This window comes from Alteribacter salitolerans (assembly GCF_016901055.1).
Classification (GTDB): domain Bacteria; phylum Bacillota; class Bacilli; order Bacillales; family Salisediminibacteriaceae; genus Alteribacter; species Alteribacter keqinensis.
This window is the reverse complement of record NZ_JAFEUX010000003.1, coordinates 401,608-427,849: the sequence shown is the minus strand read 5'-3', so window position 1 is coordinate 427,849 and position 26,242 is coordinate 401,608. Positions and strand designations below refer to the sequence as shown.

The 26,242-nt window shown below is 47.7% G+C and carries 16 protein-coding genes and 1 riboswitch; of the genes, 7 read left to right on the top strand and 9 right to left on the bottom strand.

From position 1 onward, the window contains the following. Window positions 1–732 precede the first annotated feature (732 nt). Complete coding sequence (locus JSY36_RS08175) at window positions 733–3,453, top strand: phospholipase D-like domain-containing protein (protein ID WP_205165982.1); 2,721 nt, start codon at window positions 733–735, stop codon at window positions 3,451–3,453. A 496-nt stretch (window positions 3,454–3,949) separates the two neighbouring features. On the opposite strand, the gene JSY36_RS08170 is transcribed toward JSY36_RS08175, so the two are convergent. The 7 genes from JSY36_RS08170 to JSY36_RS08140 all read right to left on the bottom strand — a co-directional run bounded on the left by JSY36_RS08170 (window position 3,950) and on the right by JSY36_RS08140 (window position 15,767). After that, window positions 3,950–4,933, bottom strand: a complete 984-nt coding sequence (locus JSY36_RS08170; RefSeq protein ID WP_205165981.1) for a LacI family DNA-binding transcriptional regulator — start codon at window positions 4,931–4,933, stop codon at window positions 3,950–3,952. Between the two features lie 74 nt (window positions 4,934–5,007). Then, a complete protein-coding gene (locus JSY36_RS08165) occupies window positions 5,008–8,352 on the bottom strand; it encodes a GH36-type glycosyl hydrolase domain-containing protein (protein WP_205165980.1) in 3,345 nt (1,114 codons plus the stop codon). A 42-nt stretch (window positions 8,353–8,394) separates the two neighbouring features. Continuing rightward, window positions 8,395–10,578, bottom strand: coding sequence for a glycoside hydrolase family 3 N-terminal domain-containing protein (locus JSY36_RS08160; RefSeq protein ID WP_205165979.1), 2,184 nt, complete (start codon window positions 10,576–10,578; stop codon window positions 8,395–8,397). A gap of 169 nt (window positions 10,579–10,747) precedes the next feature. Further along, entirely contained in the window at window positions 10,748–11,563 is an 816-nt protein-coding gene (locus JSY36_RS08155) for a carbohydrate ABC transporter permease (protein WP_236784661.1), read from the bottom strand. Window positions 11,564–11,574: 11 nt separating this feature from the next. Next, entirely contained in the window at window positions 11,575–12,456 is an 882-nt protein-coding gene (locus JSY36_RS08150) for a carbohydrate ABC transporter permease (RefSeq protein WP_122899332.1), read from the bottom strand. Window positions 12,457–12,808: 352 nt separating this feature from the next. Next, the gene (locus JSY36_RS08145; RefSeq protein ID WP_205165978.1) at window positions 12,809–14,056 is read right to left on the bottom strand and encodes a sugar ABC transporter substrate-binding protein; all 1,248 of its coding nucleotides are present in this window, start codon (window positions 14,054–14,056) and stop codon (window positions 12,809–12,811) included. 361 nt (window positions 14,057–14,417) lie between these two features. Continuing rightward, on the bottom strand, window positions 14,418–15,767 hold the full coding sequence (locus JSY36_RS08140; protein ID WP_205165977.1) for a glucoamylase family protein: 1,350 nt from the start codon (window positions 15,765–15,767) through the stop codon (window positions 14,418–14,420). A gap of 867 nt (window positions 15,768–16,634) precedes the next feature. On the opposite strand from JSY36_RS08140, the gene JSY36_RS08135 reads away from it, so the two are divergent. The 6 genes from JSY36_RS08135 (at window position 16,635) to JSY36_RS20445 (ending at window position 23,991) form a co-directional block, all read left to right on the top strand. Continuing rightward, entirely contained in the window at window positions 16,635–18,692 is a 2,058-nt protein-coding gene (locus JSY36_RS08135) for a BglG family transcription antiterminator (RefSeq protein WP_205165976.1), read from the top strand. A 28-nt stretch (window positions 18,693–18,720) separates the two neighbouring features. Further along, window positions 18,721–18,993, top strand: coding sequence for a PTS sugar transporter subunit IIB (locus tag JSY36_RS08130; RefSeq protein WP_205165975.1), 273 nt, complete (start codon window positions 18,721–18,723; stop codon window positions 18,991–18,993). Between the two features lie 3 nt (window positions 18,994–18,996). Further along, window positions 18,997–20,259: a PTS ascorbate transporter subunit IIC gene (locus tag JSY36_RS08125; protein WP_205165974.1), complete on the top strand. Its 1,263-nt coding sequence runs from the start codon at window positions 18,997–18,999 to the stop codon at window positions 20,257–20,259. 877 nt (window positions 20,260–21,136) lie between these two features. Beyond that, window positions 21,137–21,236: riboswitch (TPP riboswitch) on the top strand. 218 nt (window positions 21,237–21,454) lie between these two features. Then, a complete protein-coding gene (locus tag JSY36_RS08120; RefSeq protein ID WP_205166080.1) occupies window positions 21,455–22,753 on the top strand; it encodes an acetylornithine deacetylase in 1,299 nt (432 codons plus the stop codon). Further along, window positions 22,743–23,417, top strand: a complete 675-nt coding sequence (gene tenA / locus JSY36_RS08115) for a thiaminase II (protein ID WP_205165973.1) — start codon at window positions 22,743–22,745, stop codon at window positions 23,415–23,417. The genes JSY36_RS08120 and tenA overlap by 11 nt, the downstream gene beginning before the upstream one ends. 286 nt (window positions 23,418–23,703) lie before the next feature. Further along, window positions 23,704–23,991, top strand: a complete 288-nt coding sequence (locus JSY36_RS20445; protein ID WP_236784658.1) for a hypothetical protein — start codon at window positions 23,704–23,706, stop codon at window positions 23,989–23,991. A gap of 451 nt (window positions 23,992–24,442) precedes the next feature. Here JSY36_RS20445 and JSY36_RS08105 read toward each other — a convergent pair whose 3' ends face one another. Further along, window positions 24,443–25,474, bottom strand: a complete 1,032-nt coding sequence (locus JSY36_RS08105; protein ID WP_205165972.1) for a thiazole biosynthesis adenylyltransferase ThiF — start codon at window positions 25,472–25,474, stop codon at window positions 24,443–24,445. Continuing rightward, a complete protein-coding gene (locus JSY36_RS08100) occupies window positions 25,474–26,241 on the bottom strand; it encodes a thiazole synthase (protein ID WP_205165971.1) in 768 nt (255 codons plus the stop codon). Before JSY36_RS08100 ends, JSY36_RS08105 begins: the two co-directional genes overlap by 1 nt. Between the last annotated feature and the right edge of the window lies 1 nt (window position 26,242).

Genomic DNA, 26,242 nt, shown 5'->3' with positions numbered 1-26,242 from the left:
ACTCTTCCGTCAGACGCTGCCTCACTTCCTTCTTTTCATCTTCTTGGCTTTTTTCTTTTTTCGTTTGAAAAGGTTGGAAGTGCTCTTCTCCCTGAGTGTTCGTTCTTTTACCGGGAGCTCTTTCCCACGGTCTCCCATAAATACTTCGGCAATCAGGAAGAAGGAAGATGCATTGTCCGGGGAAAAACCCAGCACGATTATTAAAAACCAATTTCCTTTATTTCCCCGGCAGCCTAATCTCCTCTATATGAATCTGGTAAGGTTTGTTGATCTGACAATCAGCGAAGGGTTGATTTGTGAAGTCATTTGATCGTCTACCTTTCTATCTAACTAGTTTGGAATCATTATATCAAAAAAAATCTAAAAAAGAGCGCTGTCCAAATGGATAGCGCTCTTTGATCGTCCTTCACTTCTAAAAAGATTAATCTCCCCGGTTATGGAGAGCTAAGGTAATGATATGGAGGTCTTCTTGGGTGGCAAATACACCTTTCTATTATGTTGGAACATGTTGTTTTTCTATACAAACTTTCCACCGTGTTTTAATTCAATTCCACCTGATCCGTCCAAATGTAATGGAGCTTTAACATAAAAATCATGAAACGTTACATTGTTACGATTATAATAAAGAGGATTCATAAAAGGTGTTAAATTGAAAGTAAATAACAGGAAAAGGGGGATTGACTGCTCTGCTCACCTTACATATGGACAACTACTTACATGGGGGAAATTCTAATGAATGGTATCAATGTAAAAGTTAAAATAATTTTACTCGTCTTTCTTCTTCTCACTCCTACCTTTACTACCTCTTCTTTTTCCAGTGTAGCTGCTGAAGCTGACACGATCATCATTACGGAAGTCTATTATGATACTCACATGTCTTTTGAACCGGATGAATATGTGGCCATCACCAATCCCTTATCAGATGACGTTGATATTTCAGGATGGCAGATTGGCGATGACGGAACGAAAGCGGTCTTTCCGCAAGGGACAATTATGGAAGGCGGAGAAACCTTTTATATTGTTCGGGAAGCCAACATCATCATTGAACAAAACATTTTAAGCGGCATTACTCCACACTTTGAGTTTTCCGAAAATACAGACCCTTCTGTACCTAATATGGAAGGCGCCAATCCGCGCTTTGCCAATGGAGGGGACGAAGTATTTTTAAAGGACGGCAGCGGGGAAATCATTGATGTGGTCGTGTATGGAAGCTCTGACTATGAAGAGATCGGCTGGACGGGTGACCCGGCTGCACGCGGCAGTTCCGGAGATGTACTAAGACGAAATCAGGTTGAACGAACAGGTGCCTGGATTGATACGGACAGCCGTTCGGATTGGGACAGCTTAAAAGGAAATCCACTGGCAGAAACCGCTGATCTGCGAACATACAAACAAGCCCAGTCTGATTTTGACCTTGAGACGTTTGACGTAGAAGGGATTGTCAGGCCTTATACATCACCCGATTCTACATTCAGCGTTCTCGAAGATTTATTTTCAAACGCCCAACATTCCATCGAATTGAGCGTATATGAAATGCACAGCCCGTATTTGACAGAAATCCTGGTTGACGCCATTGAGAGAGGGGTTGAAGTGCGGGCCCACTTCGACGGCGGACCGGTTGGGGGCCTCCAGGACGATTCCAGATGGGTCTCCCAGCAGCTCCATGATGCAGGAGGAGAAGTGCGTTATATCATCATGGGCCGTGACAACGATCAACACAAGCGCTACCGCTGGGACCATTCAAAGTACGGCATTATTGATGACGAAATTGTCTTTGTACAAAGTGAAAACTTCAAAAAAACAGGAACGCCAGTCGATAACTCAAGCGGTAACCGCGGCTACGGAGTCGTCATTGAAGACGCTGATGTAGCCGGCTATTTTCAGGATGTGTTTGAAGAAGACTGGGACGACTCGTATCCGGATGTGTTTGCCCACGACCCGTCCCATGAAAGATACGGCAATCCGCCTGCTGGATTTGAGCCGGACTACGACGTTCCAACAGGCTCTTATCCATCCCCATTTGAAAGTAAAGCCATTACAGGAGACTTTAAAATCACCCCGGTCATCGCACCTGATACAAGCTTTAAGCAGGAAGATTCAATCCTGGGTATGATTAAAGATGCTAAAGACTACGTTTATGTAAGTCAGATGTATTCCCACAAGTTCTGGGGAGGGCTGGAAGATTCATCAGACTCTCACCCGAACATTTATATGGAAGCTGTCATTGATGCAGCGCGGGCGGGTGCCACCGTTCGCGTGAGCCTTGGCGATGCCTGGCTGGATCCTGATAATCCAAGGGATAATACACGTACCATTGAATACCTTCATACTATCGCTGAACAAGAAGGAATCGATATAGAAGCACAGCTCATAGATACCGAGGCCATCGGGTTGGCCATTCTTCACAATAAAGGTGTCATTGCTGATGACCGGGTACTTGTATCCAGTATCAACTGGTCAAAAAACAGCGGAAAAAATAACCGTGAAGCCGGTGTCATTATTGAGAACCAGGACGTGGCTGACTTTTACAAGGAAGTATTTGAATACGACTGGGCCGGCGGAGATCAGGTTATTGGCGAGGCATATGAGGACTTTGAATCCGGCGTGAAGGAAACATACAGCGCTGATGAAGTGACACTCGCTTCCGGTGCATGGCTGTTTGATAATGCTTTGCTTGGTACCCTGTCCAACGATAAAAAGCTTGGCAGTCAGTCTGCGAGAGTGCGTGCAGACGGAATGATCGAAATGCAGGAAGATATCGAAGGTGTGGCATCCCTCAGCTTTTACCACGGACTGTATGGATCTGATGAAGGGGGAACCATAACCGTTCAAAAGTCCGTTGATCATGGAAACAGCTGGACGGATGTGACTACCCTACCATCTCAGAGGAGTCTGGAAAAAGAGCGGATTGATGTAAATGAGTCGGAGAATGTGAGGCTTCGCTTTATCGTAAGCGGAGAAGAAGGAACCCGCGTAAATATCGATCACATCTCATATGTAGAAGCAGGCATTACAGAACCTGTTCTGGCGGAGGGATATGAAGGGGCCGCAAAAGGCAGTTATGCGGCTGCTGATGTCGAGCTTTCATCAGGCATTTGGCATCTCGATAATGCTCTGATCGGCACTCATCAGAGTGACAAAAAAATTGATGACCGCTCCCTGCGCATCCGCGCTAACGGGCATGCCAGTATGGAATTCGATGTTCCAGGTGCCCACGCCGTCAGCTTCTATCACGCAAATTTCGGTTCTGACACCGGAGCGGAAATACTGCTTCAACAGTCCACCGATCAAGGCGAAACGTGGGACGATGCCGGGGAAGCAATCATAAGCAATTCCGAACTCGAACGCCATAGAGTCGTTGTAGACACGGAAGCAGATGTCCGTTTTAGAATCGTGGCAGATGGTTTAGAGGGAAGCAGAGTCAATATTGATGAATTTTGGATAGAAGAATAGAAACCTGACCATTAGAGCCTGACAATGGCTCCGCCCGGCACGAGAATTCACACTCGTGCCGGGCTTTTAATTTCGTGCAGCAGCCAACCGGGTCCCTGAGTGGTGATAATGAGGTTTTGTTTAAAGTTATGCCTGTTTTGTATCAAGATTTACCGGCTAAATATTAATTTATGACCGATTTATGTTAAGATAACCAGATCCGAATCCATTTTATTTCCAGTTACACCTGCCCCACACCCTCTTCCAGCACCCTCCACCACCAAAAAGGATGCTCCCTCAGAAGCACCCTAAACTACACTCTTTCAAATCCCATATACATGTCCAACTGACAGGTGACCGTCTGAAACCATTTAGGTCGATCGGCAAAGGATTAATTTGTGAAGTCATATGATCTTCTACCTTTCTATCTGGCCAGTATTAGAACTGAAAGGATTAAATTTTGAATAAAAGACTACGATTTCGACAAAGTTCGGGTGGTGACAGGCACCGATCAAACCTAACACGACGACCTCTCGATCAGCTCGGTATCAAACGAGTAGCTTTCCTTCACCTGAACCCTTTCCAGCACCTGAAAGATGACGTGGGAGGCGAGCTTGCCGATTTCGTATTTGGGCTGGCGCATCGTGGTTAATGGCGGTGAAAGGTATGGGGCAAGCTGGATGTCGTCAAACCCGATAATGGAGATATCACCAGGCACCCTGATCTCACTCTCTTTCAAGGCTTCCAGCCCGCCGATGGCCATTTCATCGTTGGCAAAGAAGATCGATTCGGGCATTTCACCCTGATGAATCAGCATTTTCGTCGCCTGATAGCCGCCCTCCTGTGTAAAGTTTCCGTTCAAAATCCACTTTGACAAAGGCGTCTGCCCATGGTCCTTTAACGCGTTTAAGTACCCTTTATAACGATCGTTGCTGTCTGCAGAATTCGACGGACCGCTGATAAACGCCACCGATTTTTTCCCGTTCCGGATCAGATAATCCGTGGCCTTGTACCCGCCGTTCACGTTGTTTACATTAATGCTGATAATATTAGGGTCACCGGTGACGTACCGGTCCAGCACTATGATGGGGAATCCTTCACGTGCCGACCCCTGGATGAAACTGTTTTCGATATTGTGCGCAAGCAGGATGACCCCATCTGTCCGGGTTTCCCGCAGAAATTTAACAGCCGTTGAGCTTTCGTCCCCGTAGGAGCTGCAGACGATCAGGTCATACCCTTTTTCCAGCACGAGCTCCTGGACGCCTCTGATCAGTTCGGAATAGAAAGGACCTGTAAGGTCGCTTAAAATCAATGCGATCGTTTTCGTTTTATTCTTTTTTAAATCCATAGCCAGGCCGTTTTTTCTGTAATTCAGCTCTTTTGCTGCTGCCAGGACTTTCTCTCTCGTTGAACCCTTTATTTTCTTATTTCCGCTCAATGCGTAGGAAGCCGTTGACACTGCCACTCCCGCCCGTTTCGCAACATCTTTAATTGTAGGCATGGATTCCCCCCCTTTCTCTATGTAGCTGCCGGCCGGCTTCACCTGAGGCAAGCCGGCACCTTACAACTAATTTACTACACAAAAACGTCTATTTCATTTTTTTCATCCGAATGGATGTGGGTTTTACTGATTTTTACCCCGCTGTTTCGGTACCGGTTGGAGAGCACACCGGATGGTACCTCTTCCCCGTTGACGGTCACTCTGCCGCCGCTCGCGTTTTCCTCGCCTGAAAGACGGTACCGAATCGTAACCGGCCGTCCCCCGGCTGCAAACTCAAACGTGAGACCGTCCAGCCCTGCATCCAGTACCGGATCGAAAATAACCATGTCCCCTTCTTCCCGGACACCGAGTACATTCGACACCAGCTGATTCAGATAGATTCCCGGTCCGCTGGAATAGATGCGCCAGCCGCCTTTCACTTTCACCTGGCCGCTCTTTAGCTGGTCAAATTTCTCAGCCGCTTCGTAGCGGGTGTTGAACTTCCCGTCGGAGCTGCTGAAGTAGGCATTGCTCTGACGCATTTCGGCATTCGGCACCGCATCACCGATTCCCACCGGGTTAATCACCTTCAGCGCTTCCCACGCCACTTTACCTTTGCCGATTTTCGCCATCGCTTCGATAAACCGGATGTGGGCGTGCACATACTGCAGGCCGATCTCCCTGCCGAAGTTCGCCGCCTGCTCGGCACGTTTGAAGTGCTTGCTCACACCGCCGGCATAGCGGGCAGGCTTGTTCATGAGCCGCACACCGTCAGGAAAATAAAGATGTTCTCTGATCAGCTCGTAATGCTCTTTCATTTCCTCTTCATCAAACAGCTCACTGATCATGCTGCGGGTCATAGGCAGAAGCCGGTATTCGATTCCGGTTTTGCTGTCGGAAGGATGAACCATTTTTTCAGGGTTTCCCTTGTCCGCAAAATATAAAAATCCTGAGATCACTTTATCGTCACGGAGGAACTTCTGATAATCCCGTTTAACCCCTTCAGACAGGCGCTTCACTTCGGAAGCTTCTTCCGGAGCCGCTTCCTCGAGCATTTCACCGAGGCGCGTTAACGACTGGTATGTTAACGCCACGGTCCAGCTGCTCACCATATACTGCTTGAGTTCCTGGTTCGCCGGCTGCAGTGTGTCATCCCAGTCTCCGTCACCGTAGGAAGACAGGAACGTATCGTGAAGGAAGTTCGCCTTAATATAGTCAATCTGTTTGTTCACGTGCGCAAGTAAAGAAGGCTGATGCTCGGTAAACGTCTTGCTGCTTCTGTCAGTGTAAGGCAGTTCCTCTTGCAGTATCGCCGTATCACCGGTTATCTTCAGATAATCAGCCAGCAGTTTCAGCGGCCAGACGATAATGTCCCCGTGGCTTTCCTCCTGCTGGACTTTCGTATACTCATCGAACATAAACCACTGCGGCCAGTTGCCTGTATCCTCATACTGGTGGGCGTAAACCGTTTTGATAATGTCTTTTACCCGGTCGTATTTCTGCATGGCGAGGAAATATTCCGCAGGTCCCTGGCACACATCCCTTGTGCCCCATGCCGCTGCCGTATACTGCTCCAGCCCATGCGGCACCGCGTAATGGACAAGCATGTTATGGGTATACCACCAGGCGAGCGTATTGAGCTTTTCCACGTCTTCAGCCATTCCGCCGTGATGCTCGAGCTTGAACCCGTTCATCAGCTCCTTAACGTACTGGCGGTAGCTTTCCTTCTCCTGCTGAAACACCTTATCAGCGCTAAAGTCAAATTCCCCGGATAAGCTGCCGGCAATCGTCAGACGCCACTCGGCTGCTTCTTCCAGTTCAAAGGCGATTAAGGACGCTGTTCCGTGATCCAAGCCGTCCACTAACGCCTTTTCGTCCGTCATTTCAGACGGCACACTGAACGAGAACCTGTAGCTCAGTTCCGGGTGAACCTCCCGGCTTGGGGCATTTTCATCAGCCGCCACAACGTAAGCCCCGTCTTTTTCCTCAATATAAAAAGGTACTTCGTATTCGTTCGGGGCCATCGACAGCTGGTTCGTCACGAGGAACCGGTACGGCTTTTGCTGCTGCGATTCAATGTGCAGCGTTACTTCCGCATCACGGACGGAAGTATAGTTGGTGACGACAATCAGATCGTCCTCTGTTTTGTAGTACCAGCGGGCGTAGTTAAAGCCCATCTCAAACAGGGACGGCATCGTGAGCAGGCAGTATCTGCCGTCTTTTTCAATGTAAATGCGCTGGCCGGACGTTTTCGGTATATTCAAGGCGTTGCGTGGGTTGGTCATCAGTTTATTGAGTGACGTATTCCCTACAGCAATCTGGGCGTTGAAGATTCCGGTCATGTAGGCCGTTGTAGTGATTAGTTCCTGATCCGTATCGCCGTGATCAGCTGTCATCAGAATGTGCCCGTGGGAGCGCTCAACTTGAAGTTCTTTATCAGGAAAAACAACATGCTCGTGGGTCGGCGTGAAAAAGGCCGCAAGTTCGTCTCCCACTTTCTCCTCAAACCGTCTTTCCGGAAAAAGAGCGTCTACCTCATCTGACGTCAGAGGAAACGTTTGGAGGCTTTCCCCGGTCCGTGTCTGTACCGGGCCTGTCTCACCCTCAGTTAACCCGTACGTTTTGTTCTCCACACGCTCCCAGGCAGCCTGCAGCTGATCCTGATATTCCAGCTTCTTCACAGGTTCCGGGTGGTTGTCTTTAAACAGCCCGTAAAAGACTGTGGTGCGGCTTCCGTTTAGCGGTTCCCGGACGGCTTTCAGTCCGGTGTAGGCAAATTCATACTGGTAGTTTTCATTTGGAAACGCCTCGCTCTTTAACAGCTCAGGCTCGTCTGTTTCTTTATAGGACAGGCCGAAAAACTGAAAGCCGTCCGTTACATAGCCGTCCGCACCCGTAAGGCAGCCCTGCTGCACATACGGATTTCCGCCTGGCTGCGGCTGATTCTGCCTGCTGGCGATCACAAAGCCCTTATCTTCCGTGTCGAACGGCTTATGGTCGATATACTGGGAGGCGTACGCTTCATTGGTCCGGACCATGGCCTGTGCACCGAGCCCGAGATCCTGTCCGTAAACGACATCCACTTCTGCTCCGTCCCCTTCCAGGTCCACCTTCCAGAACCAGGTGCCTGTCGGGTCAGGTGAAAAAGTGACGACGTACGATACATTTTCAAAGCTTCCCTTCCACTCCACCGCTTCGTCCCCGAAAGAAACACTCGACGGGGATTTCACGCCGAGCATCGGGCTCCACTGAATCCCTCCCCCGGAATGAACCCGCAGATACAGGTTATTCAGAGAGCCGTCAATCGTATTACCGTTCCATTGGTTGATCATAGCCTGCCCCGAGCGGATCTCATAAAGATCCCCTGTCGGTAAAAACGTATATGTCAAATCACCGGATGTAATCTCGTGATCATAGATTGGTCTTGTTTCTATTTTCATCAAAGAATCTCTCCTCGCCGTATGCTCTGTTGCGGTGTTCTCCTACTCCTGTCCGGATCTCCCGGCGGGACTGTAGGAAAAACGACGTTCCTCTGTATTCCTGCTGTCGGGACCGACACTGACGATAAACTCCCCCGCATCGCACGTATAGGTCAAATCACTATGGTGGTACTTCAGGCTTTCTTCATCCACCTCGAACACCACCTGCTTTGTTTCACCAGGCTCCAGATGAATTTTACTAAAGCCCTTCAGCTCTTTAACAGGGCGGACCACTTCCCCCACAAGGTCGCGGACGTACATCTGGACGGTTTCCTCACCGGCAATTTCTCCCGTGTTCTGTACATCCACAGAAACACGGATCGTTCCGTTTTCCTCCATGTCTTCCGAGGAAAGGGCAAGGCTTGAGTAGGTAAAAGTGGTGTAGCTCAGGCCGAAACCGAATGGAAATAACGGACCGTTCGGTGCGTCCAGATACTTGGAGGCAAACCGGTCCTCGGGAGCGATCTGATCCTTCGGCCGTCCTGTATTAAACGAATTGTAGTAAACCGGCACCTGCCCAACGTTGTGGGGAAAGGACATGGTCAGTTTTCCGGAAGGGTTCGTGTCACCGAACAGGAGATCAGCCACGGCATGCCCTGCTTCTGTGCCCGGATACCAAGCCTCAAGAACAGCGTTCGATTCATCAACCACGCCGTGCAGATCGAGGGGACGTCCGTTGAAGAGAACGGTCACAAGGGGTTTACCGAGCTTCTTGAGTTCCGCCACCAGCTGCAGCTGGGCGTCAGGCAGTTTTATGTTGGTTCTGCTCCCTGCCTCGCCGCTCATCTCGGAATGCTCACCTAGTGCCAAAACAACCACCTCGGCCTGCTTTGCTGCTTCAACGGCTGCCTCGAGCTGTTCAGGGGAGACTGCTTCGATGTCACAGCCCTTTTCAACTGACGGCTCTATGTCAAGCTTTTCGCTTATCCCCGTCCTGACAGAAACGACATCCTCCTCTGCTCCGAAAATGGACCACGGACCCATGAGATCCGTGCTTTTGATAAACGGGCCGATCAGCGCGACGTTCTGGCTCTTCCTTAACGGCAGAACGCCTTCATTTTTCAGAAGGACACAGGATTTAGCCGCTGTTTCCCGGGCCGCTTTGCGGTGCGCCTCCGAGAGCATCACTGTTTCTTCCAGTTCCGTGTCTGCTCCGCGGTACGGATTTTCAAACAGACCGAGCTTATTTTTCAGCTTCAGAATCCGGAGAACCGCTTCATCGAGCAGGGCCTCCGAGATGACGTTTTCCTCCACAAGTGTTTTTAAATGCTGCACATAACAGGGGGTCATCATTTCGATATCCAACCCCGCCGTCACGGCTTTAAGCGCCGCTTCACGGTTATCGGCTGCCACTCCGTGGGGAATCGCTTCCTGAACGGCACCCCAATCCGATATGAGGACGCCGTCAAAGCCCATTTCCTTTCGGAGCAGGTCTCTCATAAGCCACTTGTTACTTGTAGCCGGTATGCCTTCCACCGTGTTAAAAGCCGTCATCACCAATTCAGCCCCTTCATCCAGGGCAGCTTCATAGGCCGGCAGGTAGTACTCCATCAGCTGGCGCCGGGACATGTCCACTGTGTTATAGTCCCTTCCGCCTTCCGGAGCCCCGTATGCGGCAAAGTGTTTCACACAGGCTGCAAGCTTAGACTGATCGTTCTTTAGATCGTCTCCCTGATAACCGCGTACGAGGGCACGGGCCAGCACGCCATTTAAATACGGATCCTCACCTGTCGACTCCATCACCCGGCCCCAGCGCGGATCCCGTACAAGATCAACCATCGGTGAAAACGTAACATGAAGTCCCGCAGCTGCGGATTCTTTAGCGGCGATTGCGGCGCTTTCCTCCACAGCCTGCGGGTCCCACGTGCACCCGAGGGCTAGAGGAACAGGAAACACGGTTTTATAGCCGTGAATCACATCCGCCATAAACAGAAGGGGGATTCCCAGGCGGCTTCGCTCCAGGTATGCCTTCTGAATCGTGCGGAGATTGTCTGCTCCTGTTGCCCCGAGAACGGATCCGCTTCCGGTCATATCTTCATTGGCCACTTCCATTCCTGCGAACGGTCCGGTTATTTTCTCGTCGCTGCTTCCTTGGTGAATAAAGGAAGAAACCACCTGCGACATCTGGGCCGCTTTCTCTTCAAGGGTCATATTCTCTATCAGGTCGTGTAATTTCGATTCATTCATAACGTCTGTCCTCCTGAAAATGCAGCTCTAAAATTACTCTGAACATAAGCTCCGCTTCACGCCGTCTGTTCGCTTTCCTCGGCTGCGCCTGTGGGTCTTCAGCTGTTGCTATTCCCGCAGGAGTTGCCGCCTTTCGCTCCAATTCTTTATTAACTCATATTCAAACCACTTACTTAATCCCAGTCGTATTAAAGCCTTCAACAATATACCGCTGTACGAACAGGAACAGGAACAGCACAGGAAGGACCATCACTGTCGCACCTGCCATCTGCAGGGCAAAACTGCTTGAATGCTGGCCCTGAAGCAGTGCGAGACCAACGGAAAGGGTATACAGTGCTTGATCATTTGCCACAATGAGCGGCCAGAGAAAGCTGTTCCAGGCACCGACAAACGTAAGAATCGCCTGTACCGCAATAATCGGCTTAGATAATGGAATGATAATCTGAAAGAAAATCCGGAATTCCTTTGCCCCGTCAATACGGGCAGATTCGATTAAATCATTCGGGATCGTCGTCATAAACTGACGGATCAAAAAGATGTTAAAGGCGGCAATCAGCCCGGGCAGGATAATCCCTGCCATCGTATTGGTAAGTCCCATCTGGTTTAATAGCAGATAAACCGGAATCATGGAAACCTGTGCCGGAATCATCATCGTTGCGAGAACACAGAGAAATACCACTTCTCTTCCTTTGAATTTGAACTTCGCAAATCCGTAGCCCGCCATTGTGTTAAACAGTAAGCCGAGCATGGCAAAAAGGACGATGATCATGGTGTTCATGAAGTACGTGCCGAAGTTCAGATTCTGAAAGAGATTGATGTAGTGCTCAAAGGTGAACTCCTGCGGCCAGAATGTGGGCGGCATCGTGCGCGCTTCCCTTTCCGATTTAAATGAACTCAGAATCATCCATATAAACGGGATCGAAACAAGAAATCCACCAACTACTAAAACGGATGTGACGAAAAACTTTTCAAATCTGTTTTTCAACAGGGTTCACCTCAATTCTCTTTCGATTTATTAAACGTAAACTGGATTAACGTAGCGACAATAATAAAGACGAACAGGATTAAGGACGCCGCCGCTGCGTAACCGAAGTCGTTATACTGGAAACCACTTTCGTAAATAAACAGGGCCATTGACATCGTGCCGTCAAGAGGTCCCCCGCCTGTCATGACAAACGGTTCCTCGAAGAACTGAAGCCAGCCGATAAGCGTTGTTACGGTTACGAAAAAGGTCGCATAGCTTAACGAAGGAATCGTAATGTAACGTAGCTTCTGGAATTTATTCGCCCCGTCCATATCCGCCGCTTCATAGTATGACCTCGGAATTGACTGGAGAGCGGCAAGATAAATCAGCATGTTAATCCCGATCCCTTTCCAGACTGCCAGGATGATCAGCGAGATTTTTGCGATGAATGGGTGTTCAAGCCACGGAACCTTTCCTAAGCCGAGGCTGTTCAGGATAAAGTTAAACAGTCCCACGTCCATGTTGTAAAGAAAGCCCCAGACAACCGCAATCGCGACGATATTTGTGATGGAAGGCACATAAAAGAGCACCCTGAAAAATGTGAATAGCTTATTCGTCATATAATTTAGAAGAAGTGCAACACTGAGAGAGCAGACAATGACTAATGGAACACCAATACTGACATACACGAGTGTGTTAACAATCGACCTGTGAAACAGGGAATCCTGGAACAGGGCAATGAAATTCTCAAAGCCAACGAAGCTGATTACGTCCCAGTTTCTTAGACCAATCAGGTTCATATCCGTAAAGCTGATCAGAAGGCTTACCAGAATCGGAAGCAGTGAAAATGCAATCAGCAGCAGTACGGCAGGCCCGATAAACAGCCATGGTGTGAGGGCGTTTTTATGATTCACATACCTTTCCTCCTCGTACAAATGATCGTTAAAAGAAGAGAGAAGAGGCTTTTTGGGAACCTTTCTCTCTGAAATTTATTTGTGAGATAGATGTTGATTTGCGCTCATTGTGCTCCCTTTCCGCGGGCGGTTCGGGAGCCTCCTCGGCGCGTTGCGCCTTCGGGGTCTCCCCGGAACTCGCTTTTCCCGCAGGAGTGTCGCACATTCGCTCCAATCAACGTCTTTATACAACAATGACCTTTAATACACCATAAAACAAAGCCCGTTAATAAGCTTTTTTAAATAGTGGTTGTGCTACATTTTTCTGTTACAAAAGATCTCTAAGTGATGACGTTAATTCATTTCAATCTGTTTAGTTAAGGCGTCTCGCGGAATTTTGCTGGAAATCGTCCAGCTCTTCGTCTAGGTCGGCGCCACCGCGGTTGATGCGCTCAAGGGAGGACAAGAGATCCTGGGCCACGTTTTCCCACTGGCTCAGTACCGGAGGAGCTACGGCTTCTTCCAGCTGGTCGCCAAAGACGGCAAGCTTTTCATCTTCCTGAAGCTCCTCGTCATCCCAGGCAGACTGGCGGGCAGGCAGTGCGTTTGTCTCCTTGAACCATTCGACCTGCGTTTCAGGCTGGGACATATACGTGATAAACTCCAGAGATTCTTCTACATGCTCTGTTTCAGCAAATACGCTCAAGTGGGAACCGCCGATCGCAGAAGCGTTACGCTCACTGCCTGGTAGCATGGTAACATCCCAGTCTCCGTCAATGTCAGGTGCACTGTCACGAAGGATGTTGACCATCCATGGTCCGCTTGAGAACATCGGCTTGCTTCCTTCTTCAAAGCCCTGCTCAATCGGCACACCTTCTGTTACCTGGACCAGTTCTTCATCGAAGAATGTGTGATAGTAGGCCATTGCTTCTCGGAATGCCGGATCGGCAAAGTTCTCCTCTGCTTCTTCTTCGTTAAATTCCCATCCGTTCTGCCATGCGAAGATTGGCGGAACAAGCTGGTCATTCTGATCGATATCATAGCCGTACATGCCGTCACCACGGTCGGCAAGCTCACGGGATACTTCCAGCATTTCATCCCAGTCCTGAGGCGGCTCGCTGAAGCCGTGCTCTGCAAGAATGTCTGTGCGGTAGAACAGCACGCGGGTATCTACATACCACGGCACACCGTAAACGCCGTCATCGTAAACCGTTGTATCAAGGGCCCCTTCAAAGAAATCATCATTGCTGATCACGTCGTACTCATCTGCGTATTCTGACAGATCAAGGAATGCCCCGGCGCCTGCAAACTCAGCCACCCACGTGGTTCCAAGCTGCAGAACGTCAGGACCGTTACCGGAAGCAACTGCCGTCAGCAGGTTATCGTGGGCATTATCCCATGGAATCGCCTGAACGTTTACTTCAATATTGTCGTGCTCATTTTCAAAGGCTTCCACGAATGATCCGAGGGCGTTTCCTTCCTCACCCATGGCCCATACGTCAAGTGTGACCTTGTCACCGTCACCACCGTTCGCCTGATCTCCGTTTGAATCGCCGTCATTACCGCAGCCGGCTACTGCAAGAACACCGGCAAACATCGCTAAACTCTTTTTAAATTTCATCCTGAACCCTCCTAATTTAAGTGAAACGTTTCAATTTATTGTTAAAAAAATAATGGCTGAAAAAGGAGTATCTTCGGTATAAACACTTTTAATATTGAACCTGGATTTCGCTACAGGCGGACGCTTTCCGCGGTCATCACCTCAGCCGCTTCTGGAAATTCGCCCTGCGGGGTCTTTCGGCTCGGACCTCAACGTTTATTCGTGATGTCAACGCTCGACACTGGAGTCGTCGCCTTTCGCTATTATATTTAGTATTTATTGAACAAATATACTCAGATAAAACAAGTAGAATTGCTATTTCTTTATGAAGAGGGGCCGGGGATGATGGCTCCCGGCCAGTCCCTCCTAATTATGATCTGTTCTATTCGTTAATTGAAAATTCTTCTCTTTCAAGCAGGTGTTCCGGGTTGGACCCGATTTCGTTCTGGTGGAAATAGTTTTTGATCAGTCCGTCATGGAGATAGTTGGCGATGGAAAGCATGATCATACCCTGATCTAGTGCAAGATACGCCTCTGTCACCTCTCCAGTATGGACATTGACGGTGTCATAAAAACCGTATGGGCCGTAAACTCCCATATCGCGTAGCTCTTTAATGTTTTCAAAGACGTCCATCGGTGCATATTCAAGTGCCAGGAAGGACGCGTGTGGTGTAACGGTACCGTCTTCCGGATAGCCTTCCATACCGCCTGCAGGTACGCCGAACTCCTGATAATCACCAGGAACCGCTGCCGGGGAGAAGCCCCATACAGGATAGCCTTCTTCTTTTGCATGGTCGATCTGCAGTTCCACATGACGTTCATTATTCAGACCAAGACCTTCTGTTCCGAGCTCTTTTTCTTTTACAAGCAGTCCTGGCATTAAGGCTTCAAACATGCTTCCGCCCCAGCTCGGCACGTACTTGATATCATTGTGCTCATAATGTCCCTGGAAAAAGGTTACGCCGTCATACTCCACTTCATACCCTTGTGGGGTCTGACTCTGCCAGTCCCATTCAGGAGGGAATGTACGGTGCATATGCCACCAGTGCTCAGAAGGAACGTCGCCTTTCCCGATTGCAAGATAGCTTGTGATTCTCGGTTCCGTATAGAATGCCCCGTAGTGATGATCAGTCAGGCTGTCTGTTTCCGCATCGTATCCGCCGCGGAACAGGTTCTCATCAAAATCGTAAAGAGAGGAATAATCCATATCCTCTGCAAGAGCCAGTGCGTCTTCCTCAAGCTCTTCGTAGGCCTCAGCCACGACGATCAACCCTGCCGTAAGCCAGCCGTTATCCACCTGGGAGATAAACTGTCCCCAGTCTGTCATAAGGCTCGCATCGTCCGTATAATACCAGTTATAATACAGGCCGTTCCACGTTTCCATGTCCTGCAGACTGTTTATCGTTTTGCTGATTTTCTCAACCGCTTCCTCTTTCTCAATGAAACCCATTTCTTCAGCTGAAATCACGCTCAGCATATAAAGTCCGATGTTCGTTGGTGATGTGTGCTTTCCTTCTTCGTCTTCATCCAGGCGGACAATATCATATGTCAAACCCGTTTCTTCATCCGTATAATCCTCAAAATACTCGAAGGTCTTCTTCGCAATCGCATTCAGCTGCTTCTCCAGTGCAATGTCATGCCCGGGAGGATGTGTTGGCTGGGCATGCTGTGTGGATGGTAATAATGCAAAAACCAGAACGGCAGTTAACATGATGCTGAATAACTTTTTCATAATCTTAATCGCCCTTTCATATGGAGATTTGATTTACATGACAGAAAGTTACAGATCCAAATCCTGCTTCCATGACGCCAGCAGCTTCAGCGATCACCTCCTCAAAATTGAAAGACTATAAATACGACTCTTTCCCATGCGGAAGTATGTACGGTCAGCTGGTATCAGATACAAAATTGAAACGTTTCTCCAAAATTCCGCGAGATTTATTAATGATTTCTTGTGACATAAGATAAGTAAAAAGTGAAACGTTTCAATAATTAGATTGTAGTGTATTTTGTAAGCCTTTTCAACAGTTTATGAAAATTCTTTAAAAATCTTTGCGGTTTAATTTATTTCATCCTCTCTGTCATGAGCATCGCACCTGTTGGCAGGTAATGGGGCTGGCTTTGTTAAATCGGAAGGTGTCGAATTTTGCAGAATGACCTATATATCCATAAAATCGACGGATAAATCAACAGAATCGATCGATAAATCAACAAAATAGACGGATAAAATCCCGACCAGATCCACATCCATCTTACTCCACCGCACCAACTACTAAAACCAACCTTACATTTAAGAGAGTGACTACCTAATACAACAAAACCAAATTGCACCATTTGTACTTTCGTTCAATTACAAACTAAAAGAGACAGCGGCCACAGCCTTCCTAAAGGTCTAAATTCTGCCACAGGCGACAACACTGACAGTATCTAAACCAAGGAAGGCTTAATCTATGACACACAACAACAGTCCAATTTTGCACACACGTCTGTTCATCATTCGGACTTCTAATCTTGTGAAATTCTTTTATTATGAAAGTAAGTCATTCAACAGTTTCCTGATTTTCAGCTGGCCGGCATTAATGGAAAAGGTGGTGGGTGAATGATGATATTGGATCAAAAGAGCGCTCAATTATTGGATGTTCTCGCACTTAAAAATGAACCTGTTTCAGCCGTTGAACTTAGTGAACATCTGCATGTGTCCCGCCGGACGGTCTATTACAACCTAAACAAGGTGGATGACTGGCTGGCAGACAAGAAGCTCGAGAAAGTTCAGAGAGTCAAGTCGGTTGGTATTTTTCTGACTGAGGAAACGAAAGAAAAGCTGCCCACATACTTCACGGTAAATCAGCAGTATGATTACTTCTTCTCCTCCGATGAGCGAAGGGCAATTACAACCTTTCTCCTGCTTACAAAAAGCAGCAGCATTTATCTGCAACACATGATTGAGACCACCGGTGCAAGCAGAAATACCTGCTTAAACGATGTCAAACGCCTTCGTAAACAAGCCGGAGAGTATGAGCTGGATTTATCCTATTCTCATTCCAAAGGCTACACCTTTGAGGGAAAAGAGTTTGACATCCGCAGGCTGTTTATGAACACCGTCCATGAAGAGCTGGATCCGGAGGTGCTGAAAGCGATGATGGGGCTGTGGGAAAAAAATGATTCCCAGATCCCGCAGAACATGAACCACCTCCGCAGCCAGATGGAAAAAGTATTCGGATCTCAAGGAAGTACAGGCAGTTTCAACCCGCTGAACTGGTATATGACGTATTCCCTTAAGCGCATCCTCCATCATCATTTTATAGATGTACATGAAACGAACGGGCTTAGAAGCAGCTCTGTGTACGAGCGCGCAAAGCATCTGACTGATTCCATCAGCCAAACCTATGAAGTGACTGTCCCTGCCGGAGAAACAGATTTTTTTACGATTCTCCTTCTCAGCCAACGGGTCAATTCTGATAAAGATGACGCAGAGGTTAAAGGACTTGAGGATGTTGTCCGCGCCATGGTTCTGGACTTTCAGCGCTATGCGTGTATGCAGTTTCGAAATTACCAGGATGTGCAGAACAATCTGCTGATTCACATTTATCCCGCCTACTACCGGTTAAAATACAAGTTACCTGCAAGAAACCCGTTAACACAGTCTGTTAAGGAAAAGTACGGCGATATCTATCAGCTTACGCATAAAGTGGTTCATCATTTGGAACGCTTTATAGGTGAAGCTATCCCCGAAGATGAAATCGCCTACATTACGATTCACTTTGGCGGCTGGATGAGAAAAGAAGGCCAGACAGCGGCCGAGAGGAAACAAGCATTGGTTGTCTGTTCAAGCGGAATCGGCACTTCTCAAATTCTGCGGACCCAGCTTGAAACCTTGTTTTCTACCATCGACTTTGAAGTGGTCACATCCGTGGAAGAAGCAACGATCAAACCTGATCTGATCTTTACGACTGTGCCCCTAAAGAACAGAAGTGTACCAACCTTTCACGTGAATGCCGTTTTAACAGAAACGGAAAAAGAACGAATTTTAATGAATGTGAACCGGCTTCTTAACTACAAGGAAGTCAATCCATCACATTCGAAAGTGAAAGACATCCTGCGCGCCGTGGAAAAACACGCAACCGTCCACAACCAGGCACAATTACTGACGGAGATTGAGGAGATTCTTTCAAATAAACCACTTCAGATAAAGGAGCCTTATAAACCTATGCTAAATGAAATTATTCAGTCAAACGCGGTTCAGATTCTGGATAAAGTGGAGAATTGGCAGGAAGGGATTCAAATCGCATCACAGCCCTTAGTCGATAATCAATCTATCACTCCGGACTATGTATCTGCGATGATTAGTAAAGTTGAAGAATTAGGACCTTATGTCATTATCGCTCCTCAAGTAGCGATCCCCCATGCAAGACCTGAAGACGGGGTGGAGAAACTCGGGATGAGCGTTTTGAAATTAAACGAACCTGTCTGGTTCTCAGATCAAGAGCGTCACCAGGCATCCTTATTTTTTGTACTGGCAGCGGTGGATAATGAATCCCACCTTAAGGCGCTGTCACAATTATCAACGATGCTGTCTGAGGAAGAGAATATTCAAAAATTACGAGCAGCCAAAGACATTAGTGAGATCGAACAAATCATTGATCAATACAGCGAGTAACCCAAAACAAAAGTAGGAGGAATTTAAAATGAAATTATTAGTTGTATGCGGAAATGGACTTGGAAGCAGCTTTATGGTGGAGATGAACGTAAAGAAGGTATTAACTGAACTGGGAATTGATGCTGAGGTCTCTCATACAGACTTAGCCACATCAAAAACGGAGCTGGCTGATTACTACATCGGTTCACGGGATATCATTATGAACCTGGATGATGGCAACAGAAAAATCATCCCCCTCACTAACTTGATGGATCAGCAAGAACTGAAGGAAGCGTTGCAAAAACATCTACAGGAGGGATAATTCATGGCAGAACTGATTATGAATGACATCCTGGGTACACCGGCAATTCTCGTTGGTCTGTTTGCTCTAATGGGCCTTCTTTTACAGAAAAAAGGAGCTGCTGATACGGTATCCGGGACGTTAAAGACGATCATGGGGTTTGTGATCCTCGGGGTGGGGGCCGGTGTTCTTATCTCCTCCCTGGACTTCTTCTCACAAATGTTCGAGCGTGCATTCAGCATCCGCGGGGTTATTCCGAACAACGAAGCCGTTGTAGCGGTAGCTCAGCAGGCATTTGGCACAGAAACAGCCATGATCATGTTGTTCGGTATGGTTGCCAATATTGTCATTGCCAGACTGACGCCTCTTAAGTACATTTTCCTGACCGGACATCATACTTTATTCATGGCGTGTTTAATCGCCGTTATCCTAAGTACAGGCGGCATGGCCGGAGTTCCACTCGTTGTTACCGGTTCACTTATCTTAGGATCTGTGATGGCTCTCTTCCCGGCTCTATTACAGCCGTACATGAGACAAATTACAGGAAACGACGACATTGCACTCGGTCACTTCGGATCTGTTGGTTACTTCGTTTCAGGAACGATTGGTAAGTACTTTGGTAATAAAGAAAAGACCACAGAAGATATTAAAGTGCCTAAATCACTTGGATTTTTACGGGACACTTCCGTTGCTGTCTCTCTTACAATGGCGATTCTGTTTATCGTTGTCGCCCTCTTTGCAGGAGCAACCTTCATTGAAACCGAGCTGAGTGAAGGAATGAACTTCATTGTCTTCTCTCTTATGCAGGCGATTACGTTCGCCGCAGGTGTCTATGTGGTTCTTGCCGGGGTACGTATGCTGCTTGCTGAAATCGTTCCTGCGTTTAAAGGAATTGCCGATAAGCTCGTGCCTAATGCAAAGCCAGCATTGGACGCACCGATCGTATTCCCATTCGCACCAAATGCTGTTATCATCGGATTTTTATTCAGCTTTCTCGCGGGTCTTGGAAGCATGTTCTTCCTGCCGATGTTCGGCCTAGCGTTGATCGTACCGGGGCTCGTCCCTCACTTCTTCACAGGAGCAGCCGCCGGCGTGTTCGGAAACGCCATGGGCGGAAGAAGAGGCGCAATGCTTGGAGCCGTCACAAACGGTATCCTCATCAGCTTCCTCCCAGCCCTGCTTTTACCGGTACTCGGTTCCCTCGGCTTTGAAGGAACAACATTCGGAGATTCAGACTTTGGCGTTGTCGGTATCCTGTTAGGCTGGCTTGTGAGTTTGTTTAACTGATAAGTTGTTACGCGAAGTTAGATTAATGAAAAAGGAGAAACGGCCTGGTTGGCTGTTTCTCTTTTTTTGCGAGTATTAACTTGGCGACCCTGAGAAGGTTCTGCCCTTCCTTAATGAAGAACATAACCGCCACCGCTTTGCTTCATAATCAAGTTTTGTGTAAAGTTATGCCGGTTTTGTATTAAAATTTGCCTGCTGAATATTAATTTATGACGGTTTTATGTTAAGATAACCAGATCCACATCCAGTTTACTTCCAATTCCTCCATCATCAAAGCCACACTTACTCTATCAGTGAAACCCATAAAAATCCGTTCTCATCAGAGAGCTGAACGGCCATTTCCACAATAAATCGGCCGCCATGCAATGCTTGATTAACAAAAATTGAAGTGCTTTCGCATACCAGGTAACTTCTAATAGGTCAGATACCTCTATCATAGGAACGTTTCCAGATTAAAGCCCCCGGCCCCCGATTACACCTGTACAAAAGATCATGTATCAAATCATTCTATAATTGAAATAAAAGCATATAGAGTACGAGGAGACTGACAGATATAACTGCAGAAGTTACTGTCATTTTTCGATTTTTCTTAACAACGCCTGTAACTGTCATAATAATTGCGATAAGCAAAAGCAAAGTGATGAAAATTTTCATGTATGTACCTCCAAAAACATATTTCTCATTAGTTTAACATATTTATCTGTGGTGCCTGTCACCACCCGGTTTTTGTCGAAACCATAGGTCTTTCACGCCGAGAGAGCATGCCCAGTTTGACCTGCTCTCTCGCTGAATGTAGAATGGCCCTCCACAGTTGACACCATTCGGGTGGTGACGGGCACCTTGAGTATGTTATCTTGTATGTATAAACAACCTAATGAAAGACCACTAGGGGTGCTTTTTTGCTGAGAGAGACGTTTGTCTTAACCCTGTCACCTGAACTGGGTAATACCAGCGGAGGGAAGTGGCGTCAGCATTATCATCATTGGGCGTGGTGTATTTTGTACCGTGCCGCCAATGATTTCTTGTTTGACATACACTGCCGCTCCAGCTGGAGTGGTTTTTTTTGTTGTTCAGGAAACATTTCAGTTGAATTTGCTTTTTCTGTAGTTATCATTCGTTTTTTTAAGATCATTTCCCTTCACTAAAGGGAAGGGTCTGTTAAATTGCAGTGCCAGACATGGAAAGGAGAATCGATGTGCGGGACCAGGTAAGTCAGTTAATCGAACAAATTGATGCGAGACAGGATGAATTAGTAGAGTTGGTGAAGCAACTGGTTCGTTTCCCGACGCCCAGTCCGCCTGCCCGGAATACCAGGGAGGCACAGGAATTTTTCGCTGGGCAATTACGGGACCTCGGATTTGACATTGATCAATGGGAGGTGTTTCCGAATGACCCCAACGTAGTGGGAACGCTGAAAGGGAAACAGTCTGCTGATTACAGGAGCCTGATCGTGAACGGCCATATGGATGTTGCAGAGGCTGAACCAAATGAAGAAGGCTGGGAAAAAGATCCCTTTACCCCTTATGTGAAAGACGGAAGGTTGTATGGCCGCGGGACAGCGGATATGAAAGGGGGACTGGCGGGCGCTTTGTTTGCCATAAAGTTGTTGCGGGAGAGCGGGGTTGAGCTGCCCGGTGATTTGATCTTTCAATCGGTGATTGGGGAAGAGGTTGGTGAAGCGGGTACGCTGGAATGCTGTGAAAAAGGCTACACCGCTGATGCTGCCGTTGTCGTGGATACGAGTGAGCTGAATATCCAGGGGCAAGGAGGCGTCATCACAGGATGGGTCACAGTGAAAAGTCCCAAAACCTATCATGATGCTGTTCGGAGAAACATGGTTCATGCAGGAGGCGGCCTTCATGCAGCGAGTGCCATCGAAAAAATGGTGAAAATGATTCAAGGTCTGAAAGAACTGGAACAGCATTGGGCCATTACGAAGTCTTATCCAGGCTTTCCAGCAGGAATGAATACGATAAACCCTGCGGTTATTGAAGGAGGAAGGCATGCTGCGTTTGTTGCAGATGAGTGCAGGCTTTGGATTACCGTTCATTTTTATCCGGATGAAAATCACGAGGATATCGCCAAAGAGGTGGAAAACCATCTGTTAAACGTTGCGCAAGGAGATCCGTGGTTAAGGGATCATCCACCGGTTTTCGAGTGGGGAGGCAAGTCCATGATTGAAGATAAGGGAGAAATCTTTCCCTCACTGGACATAGATCCAGATGGAAAGGAAGTCCATTCCTTAAAGCGGGCCCACTCCTCTATTTTTAAGGAAAATCCCACGGTCAGTATGTCTCCGACAGTTACTGACGGAGGCTGGCTTGGAGATGCCGGTATACCTACGCTGATTTACGGACCCGGGGATTTACAAAACGCTCACCACACAAATGAATCTGTGTCTGTTCAGGAGCTCATCGAATTTACAAAAGTTATGGTCACGTTTATCCATGAATGGTGTCATACAAAAAGGGAGGATGAGAGATATGACCTTTAGTCAGCGATTATATGAAAATGTGAAACCAATCTGGAGAGCCAATCATGATCATCCCTTTGTCCGGGGGATTGGGGATGGAACATTGGATCAGGAGAAATTTCGTTTTTTCATGGTCCAGGATTATTTGTACTTGATTGACTATGCCAGGCTTTTTGCAATGGGAGCGATGAAAGCGAAAGACGTTAAAACAATGGGGGAATTTGCTGAACTTCTTCACTCGACCTTAAATACAGAAATGGAGCTCCACCGACAGTATGCCAGAGAATTTGGCATTTCAGAAGAAGAGCTCGAATCGGCAAAGCCGGCTCCGACCACACTGGCCTACACGCACTACATGCTTCATGTTGGAAATAACGGCGGATTAGCAGAGCTTGTGGCAAGTCTGCTCCCTTGCATGTGGAGTTATGCCGAAATCGGAAAAGCGCTGGATGAGACTCCGGGAGCAAGGGACCATCAGTACGGAGAATGGATCAAGATGTACGCAAGCGAAGAATTTCAGGAATTGACAAACTGGACTATTAATCTGCTGAATGAACTGACAGAAGGGAAGCCCGAGCATGAACTAAGCCACCTTGAAGAGATCTTTTTAACGACAACGCGGTTTGAATACATGTTCTGGGAGATGTCCTATCAAAAAGAGACATGGCCTGAGGAACAGCAATAAGAAAGGAACTGGAACATGCAAGTCCGTCTCGTTCACACCCGGCCTTTAACGAGGGCACATAAAAGTCTCCCCACTCCCGTTCAGAAGAGAAGAATCCTGTTTTTCAGGATATGAACTTACGATTTAGGAGAAAGAAATTTGTTACAACCATGGGATCGGGTGCCAGGCTCTCCAATATACCCTTTGTGCAGCCTTTACCGATCGAAGTTCCGGGAGTTAAAAGACGTTTTGTTAACCGTTCATCTGTCCGCTGCGTTGCAAGTGATTGTCACAGGGCTAGGGGACCATGGTGATATTCGGCGTCGGTTTAGCGGTGATCATAAGCAAGCCGCATTTCTCTGACCGAACGGACTTTCTTCCCCTTTGTCACCTCGTCAGAGACGTTTCCGATTATCACTATGGCAATTGCCGTTGTGTAACAGAAGAAGACTTCAACGCCCACCTGGACACCATGGCCAAAAATGCCATGGAAGATCCATGTACAGGCACCAACCCGCGTGAAACTTCGGTAGAGCAAATGAAGGATCTTTTTAAAGCTTCTTTCTATGGACAGGAAGCTTTGGTGAAGGGATAAAATAAATGAACAGAGCTTCGGGAAAAGACCCGATGCTCTGTTTTTTTGGGAGTGAATGCTTTTGGGTTTTCGGATTTCCTGGTGAGAGGCTGTAATGCGGATTTGTGTAAAGATATGCTGGTTTTATATTAAGATTTGCCCGGTGAATATAAATTTATGACTGATTTATGTTAAGATAACCAGATCGACATCCAATTTATTCCCAATTCCTCCCCCGCCGACCTCCTGCCAGTCAAAATTAACGGGTACTGCTCTGTTTTTCTTGAAAAGCAGCCATCTAACAACCGCCCCTGCCTTGCCCGTATGTCGAAGATTCCCACATTAAATAAACGTTTAATTAACAAGACACCGTACGACAAGAAGAACCACTTTACGTCACCCATTCCCTGGCAAAAGCCAAAAAGGGACAGCTCTTCCACTCCCCAAAGGAAGCTAAAAACTGTCCCCGCTCCTATCCAAAATACCGATGATACAAGGTTTTGGCTCTTCCGATCTCTTTCGTCCCGTGCACCAGTACTCTTCCATCCTGAAAAGCCACCAAGCGATACTCCTCCACTTTAAAGGACAATAGATACGGGTTTTCTTCCACTTCTATCCCCTGGGAAGTAAGGGATTCTTTAAGAGCATCCAGCCTTCTCCCCTCCTCCAAACGAACAGACGGCCGGATCTGCACAGTGTCCCTGCCGCAGAGAACGGCTGTTTTTGTCTGGTTATCAAAAGAAAGATGAGGATACGTCCGGGATTGACCGCAGCTCGGACAATCATGGTCCTTCAGCTTTTCTACCCTCACCGCCATATACTGATTTTTCCACACGTCGAACGAAACAAGCTTTTGGTTGCATTCCTGCTCGTTACCCGACAGAATTTTCAATGCTTCCGCCACTTGATGGGACACAACCATTCCCACAGCGGGAGCAATGATTCCCACTGTATCGCAGGTGGCTCCTCCCCCAAGGGGGGCCGTTTTCAGCAGACAATGCAGGCAGGGGGTTTTCCCCGGTAAAATCGTCAAGGAAATCCCATAGCTGCCCACGCATGCCCCGTAGATCCAGGGCAGCAGATATTTTTGGGAGACATCATTCATGATTAGCCGGATATCAAAGTTGTCGGTGGCATCAATCATCAGATCAAATGGTTCTTTTTTCACCAAAGCTTCCAGGCTCTCATTCGTTACATCCGACACATATGCGGCAATCTCTACTTCCGAATTAATCAATGCCAGCCGTTGCTTGGCAGCCACAGCTTTCGGAAGCTTTTCCTGTGCGTCCTTTTCACAATAAAGCTGCTGACGCTGGAGATTACTCCATTCCACATAGTCTCTGTCAATCACAGTAAGCTTTCCTGCACCGGCCCTCACCAGGGCTTCTGCGTTTCCTGTCCCCAAAGCTCCCGCACCGATCACCAGCACATGTTTTTCGCGGATGCTCTTTTGCCCGCTTACTCCAATCGGTTTGAACAGGGTCTGACGTGAGTATCGGTCCATTACTTGACACTCATTCCTTCCATAGGACTGCTCGCTGTGGCATAACGCTTCTTTTCCATTCGGCCTGCTTCAAAACCAAGACGCCCCGCTTCGATTGCAAGCTTCATCGCCTCGGCCATTTTCACAGGATCCTTCGCTGCAGACACTGCTGTATTGAGGAGCACCCCGTCTGCTCCCAGTTCCATCGCTTTCGCTGCATCTGCCGGAGATCCTATACCGGCGTCCACGATAACAGGAACATTCGCCTGCTCGATAATAAAGTCCAGATTTAATTCATTGATGATTCCCTGGCCGGAACCGATAGGCGACGCTCCGGGCATGATCGCATGTGCCCCGAGCTCTTCCAGTTTTCTTGCCAGTACCACATCATCAGACGTATAAGGCAGAACAGTAAAGCCTTCTTTTAAAAGTTCTTCCGTTGCTTTCAACGTTTCCACTGGATCCGGTAGAAGTGTCTTCCAGCATCCGATAACTTCCACTTTAATCATGTCACAGAGTCCGGAAGCCTTTGCAAGCTTCGCCGTTCTGACAGCTTCTTCCGCCGTTTTTGCCCCTGCAGTATTAGGAAGAAGACTGTATTTTTCCAGATCAAGCTTTTCGAGAAAATCAGGCTGACCCGCCTTAAAAATGTTCATTCTTCTTACTGAAAAGGTTAAGATCTCGGATTCCGAAACATCCACCGCCTTCTTCTGAACATCAAAATCCGGGTACTTTCCTGTTCCAAGCAATAAACGAGAATGAAACGTATTTGAACCAATCTTCAACATA

Excerpts from the sequence above, each read along its gene's own strand:
- JSY36_RS08175 (WP_205165982.1), top strand. The coding sequence starts at position 733 with ATGAATGGTATCAATGTAAAAGTTAAAATAATTTTACTCGTCTTTCTT.
- JSY36_RS08170 (WP_205165981.1), bottom strand. The coding sequence starts at position 4,933 with ATGCCTACAATTAAAGATGTTGCGAAACGGGCGGGAGTGGCAGTGTCA.
- JSY36_RS08165 (WP_205165980.1), bottom strand. The coding sequence starts at position 8,352 with ATGAAAATAGAAACAAGACCAATCTATGATCACGAGATTACATCCGGT.
- JSY36_RS08160 (WP_205165979.1), bottom strand. The coding sequence starts at position 10,578 with ATGAATGAATCGAAATTACACGACCTGATAGAGAATATGACCCTTGAA.
- JSY36_RS08145 (WP_205165978.1), bottom strand. The coding sequence starts at position 14,056 with ATGAAATTTAAAAAGAGTTTAGCGATGTTTGCCGGTGTTCTTGCAGTA.
- JSY36_RS08140 (WP_205165977.1), bottom strand. The coding sequence starts at position 15,767 with ATGAAAAAGTTATTCAGCATCATGTTAACTGCCGTTCTGGTTTTTGCA.
- JSY36_RS08135 (WP_205165976.1), top strand. The coding sequence starts at position 16,635 with ATGATGATATTGGATCAAAAGAGCGCTCAATTATTGGATGTTCTCGCA.
- JSY36_RS08130 (WP_205165975.1), top strand. The coding sequence starts at position 18,721 with ATGAAATTATTAGTTGTATGCGGAAATGGACTTGGAAGCAGCTTTATG.
- JSY36_RS08125 (WP_205165974.1), top strand. The coding sequence starts at position 18,997 with ATGGCAGAACTGATTATGAATGACATCCTGGGTACACCGGCAATTCTC.
- tenA (WP_205165973.1), top strand. The coding sequence starts at position 22,743 with ATGACCTTTAGTCAGCGATTATATGAAAATGTGAAACCAATCTGGAGA.
- JSY36_RS20445 (WP_236784658.1), top strand. The coding sequence starts at position 23,704 with ATGGTGATATTCGGCGTCGGTTTAGCGGTGATCATAAGCAAGCCGCAT.
- JSY36_RS08105 (WP_205165972.1), bottom strand. The coding sequence starts at position 25,474 with ATGGACCGATACTCACGTCAGACCCTGTTCAAACCGATTGGAGTAAGC.
- JSY36_RS08100 (WP_205165971.1), bottom strand. The coding sequence starts at position 26,241 with ATGTTGAAGATTGGTTCAAATACGTTTCATTCTCGTTTATTGCTTGGA.